The sequence below is a fragment of the Streptomyces sp. KR55 genome (assembly GCF_052245645.1).
GTDB classification, from domain to species: domain Bacteria; phylum Actinomycetota; class Actinomycetes; order Streptomycetales; family Streptomycetaceae; genus Streptomyces; species Streptomyces flavusporus.
This window is the reverse complement of sequence record NZ_JBQQCE010000719.1, coordinates 1-3,306: the sequence shown is the minus strand read 5'-3', so window position 1 is coordinate 3,306 and position 3,306 is coordinate 1. Positions and strand designations below refer to the sequence as shown.

At 73.8% G+C, this 3,306-nt stretch carries 2 protein-coding genes and 1 pseudogene; all 3 read left to right on the top strand.

Translation table 11 applies throughout. The features are described from left to right. The coding region (locus tag ACTWQJ_RS48890) for a 2-oxo acid dehydrogenase subunit E2 (protein WP_443312811.1) at positions 1–779 on the top strand (779 nt) is incomplete at its 5' end. 203 nt (positions 780–982) lie between these two features. Further along, on the top strand, positions 983–1,621 hold the full coding sequence (locus ACTWQJ_RS48885; RefSeq protein WP_224739404.1) for a GntR family transcriptional regulator: 639 nt from the start codon (positions 983–985) through the stop codon (positions 1,619–1,621). A 161-nt stretch (positions 1,622–1,782) separates the two neighbouring features. After that, positions 1,783–3,306: pseudogene (locus ACTWQJ_RS48880) on the top strand (cation-translocating P-type ATPase); the annotation flags it as partial.

Here is a 3,306-nt window from a genome sequence, read left to right as displayed (position 1 = left end):
CTCCGGCTCCGGCCGCTGCCGCTGCTCCGGCCGCCAAGAAGGCGCCGGTCCTGGAGGTCTCCCCCCTCCGTGGCCAGACCGTCAAGATGCCGCGCATCCGCAAGGTCATCGGCGACAACATGGTCAAGGCGCTGCACGAGCAGGCCCAGCTGTCCTCGGTCGTCGAGGTCGACGTGACCCGCCTGATGCGGCTGCGCGCCCAGGCCAAGGACTCGTTCGCGGCGCGCGAGGGTGTCAAGCTCTCCCCGATGCCGTTCTTCGTCAAGGCCGCCGCGCAGGCGCTGAAGGCCCACCCGGTCATCAACGCCAAGATCAACGAGGCCGAGGGAACCATCACCTACTTCGACACCGAGAACATCGGTATCGCGGTGGACTCCGAGAAGGGCCTGATGACCCCGGTCATCAAGAACGCCGGTGACCTCAACATCGCCGGTATCGCCAAGGCCACGGCCGACCTGGCGGGCAAGGTCCGCGGCAACAAGATCACGCCGGACGAGCTCGCGGGCGCGACCTTCACCATCTCCAACACCGGCTCGCGCGGTGCGCTGTTCGACACGATCATCGTTCCGCCGGGTCAGGTCGCGATCCTCGGCATCGGTGCCACGGTCAAGCGCCCGGCCGTCATCGAGACCGAGGAGGGCACGGTCATCGGCGTCCGCGACATGACCTACCTGACCCTCTCCTACGACCACCGCCTGGTGGACGGCGCCGACGCGGCCCGTTACCTGACGGCGGTCAAGGCGATCCTGGAGGCGGGCGAGTTCGAGCTCGGCCTCTGATTTCTCGAAAAGAACCGGACGGGTAGTGCGGCTCCCCCACCTGGAGTTTTCTGGGTGGGGCCGCCGCGCGTTGCCGGGGCGTGTAAGTCTCGTCTCACCTGCGCGAAAGCGCCCCCGCGCGCCCCTCCGGGACGGTCCGGCGGCCTTATTGTCTAAACGTCAAACGCCCCGGGGTCTGGATTGCCCCTCCCTAAGGAGCCCTCATGACCGCGCCCGTCGTCCACTCGCTGCGCGAACAGATCCGCGAGCACATCCTCGAGGGGATCATCAGCGGACGCTGGCAGCCGGGCGAGCGGATCGTGGAGCGGCGCATCGCCACCGAACTGGAGGTCAGCCAGACGCCGGTGCGGGAGGCGCTGCGCGAGCTGGAGTCGCTGCGGCTGATCGAGTCGGCGCCGAACAAGGGCGTACGGGTGCGGAATCTGACGGCGGCCGACCTGGAGGAGAGCTACCCGGTCCGGGCCGGCCTGGAGGCGATCGCGGCAGAGCTGGCCGCGGAGCGGCTGTCCCAGGACTGTTCGGCCCTGCAGCCGCATGTCGCCGCCCTGTACGAGGCCGACCGCAAGTCCGACGGCACGGCCCAGGTGCGGCACACGGTCGCCTTCCACCGCGAGCTGGTCCGGGCGGCCGGCAACTCGGTGCTGCTGCACACCTGGGAGGGCCTCGGCATCGAGGTCTTCACGACGCTGTCCATCCGCTGGCTGGGCACGGTCCAGCAGTCCTACGCCGAGGAGCACGAGGAGTTGGTCGAGGCGTTCCGGCGGCGCGATCCGGACATCGGCCGCCTGGTGAAGGAGCACGTGCTGGGCTGCGCGCCGCGCGCCGCCGACGATCACGCCTGATTTCCGGATTCGCTCATGCCGTAGGGGGCACTCGGCCACCCGGCCCATCAGGCGCGTCTGTGCCGGGCGAGGCTGCTGGGACCTGCACATACTGAGGTGGAGCCGTGTCGTCCGCCGAGGCGGCGACACCGTCCCCCGTCGGCCGATGGTGGAGGCCGCACGTGATCTGGCCACAGCTGTCCTCCGTGCTCACCAGGTCCGTGCTGCCCGCGTCGGTGGTGCCCTCGACGAGTGCGGCCGTGGCCTCGACGGTCCGGGCCGTCGCGCAGGGGCTGACCGGCGTACCGGCGGCGCTGCCGGTGGTCGGGCCGATGCTGCGGCCCCGCGGGCCCCGGCTCTGGCGGACCCCCGGAGGCGTGCAGATCGAGGTACGGCGCCTGGGACGGCCCGGGACGGCATCCGCGGCGCGTGAGCTGGAGGCCGCGCTGCGCCGGGTGACGGGGGTGAGCCGGGCCGAGGTGAACGGCACGCTGGGCTGCGTGTACGTCGGCTGCGGGCCGGAGACCGATCCGGAGACCCTGGTCGGCGTCGTCGCCGCCGCGGACGCGGCCGCCGAGGAGGAGGCGCTCCGTGCCCGGCGCGCCGGGGGCGTGGATGCGGGGCGGCCGCCGGTGGGCTACCCCGGGGCGCCGGGGGCACGGATCGGCGCGGCCGTACGGCTCGGAGCGGGCCTGGTGGCGGTGGGCGTGGCATCGGTGGGGAACGCCGTCGGGCTGCGGGGCCTGCCGCCGGTGGTGATCTCGGCGCTCCAGCTCGTGGAGTCGATGCCGCCGCTGCGTGAGGGCCTCGCCCGCCGGATCGGCGAGCCGGCCGCGGAGCGGGGCTTCGCCGCGGCGAACCTGGTGGTGACGGCGCTGACGTACCGGCCGCTGGGCGCGATGGTGGCCGCCGTACTGGCCGCCGCCCGGTACGCGGAGGTGCAGGCCCGCCGCACGGCGTGGGGGAACTGGGCGCGCAGGCTGGCCGTGCACGAGGGCACGTACCGCCACGACGCCGTCCCGGGCTACGAGCGGCCCGCACCGCTGCCCCCGGGCCCGGGCGAGCGGTACGCGAACGTGGCGGCGTCGGCCTCCCTCGCGGCGTACGGGCTCACCGCGCTCGGCAGGCTCGGCCACGACCGCGCGCTGGCGCTGCTGATCGCGGGGACGCCGAGGGGCCCGCGGTTCGGCCGGGAGGCGTTCGCGTCCTCGGTGGGCCGGGCCGTCTCCGACCGCGGGGCCCTGGTGCTGCGGCCGGAGCCGCTGCGCCGGCTGGACCGCATCGACACGGTGGTCCTCGACGCCCGGGTACTGGCCGACGGCGCCTGGACGGTGGAGAACGTCCTGCGCCTCCCCCCGCCCGGCCCCCTGAGGCCTGGCCTGCCGAACGCCGACGGCGCCCCCGACACCGCCCTGCCGAGACCTCCCGACGGGCCGGGAGACGACGAGATTCACGCACGTATCCACGAGCTGATCGCGCCCGACGGGCCGCCGCCCGGGTGGCGGGCCCGGCACGGTGGAGTGCCGTTGCCTGCGCGGCAGCTGGGTGGTTGGGAGCTGCGGCCGTTCGCGGGAGCGGGCGTCGCTCCGGGCGGCATCGCCGTACCCGCGGCGACGGCCGCACAGGCCCGGCAGTGGGCCGAGGAGGGTGCGCAGGTGATGCTCGTTCTGCGGGCGGGCACGCCGGTGGCCGTGGCCGCCCTGGTG

Bases quoted from the DNA above. Each gene is read 5' to 3' on its own strand.
- ACTWQJ_RS48885 (WP_224739404.1), top strand. From the start codon at position 983: ATGACCGCGCCCGTCGTCCACTCGCTGCGCGAACAGATCCGCGAGCAC.